General features: G+C 66.0%; 1 protein-coding gene. It reads right to left on the reverse strand.

Annotated elements, in window-relative coordinates; translation table 11 throughout:
- On the reverse strand, positions 1-477 hold a 477-nt coding region (locus HB376_RS40620; RefSeq protein WP_213769313.1), incomplete at both ends, for an Ig-like domain-containing protein.

The following is a 477-nucleotide window of genomic DNA, read 5'->3' on the forward strand; positions in this document are numbered from 1 at the left end:
GTTGTCGTACACCTTGATGATGTCGCCTGTCGTGCCCTTGCCGTTGATGTGCGGATGCGCATCCGCTGTCGTGCTGCCTGCGGGAATGGCGTTGCCGTTGTCGTCGGTCAGGGTCGGTGCGGCCGGCGTAGCCGGCGTGGTGGTGTTGACCGTGAAGCTGATATCGGTCGAGTGCGGGCTCGTACCCGCCGAATTGCTCTGCGTCGCGAAGATGTCGTGCACGCCGTCGGCCAGTGCCGTCGCGGGTTTCACGCTCCACGTGCCGTTGCCTGCCACCGTGGCCGTGCCAATCAGCGTAGCGCCGTCATACACCGTGATCGTGTTGCCCGCCGTGCCCGTGCCCGTCAGGACCGGATGCGAATCGTCCGTGGTCATGCCATTCGTGATCGGCCCGGTGATGCCGCCCACGTTGTCGGTCAGCGCCGTAATGCCCGGCGCGGCCGGTGCAACCACGGTTGAGCCGACCTGCACGGTCAA

The organism is Caballeronia sp. dw_19 (assembly GCF_018449515.1).
GTDB lineage: Bacteria > Pseudomonadota > Gammaproteobacteria > Burkholderiales > Burkholderiaceae > Caballeronia.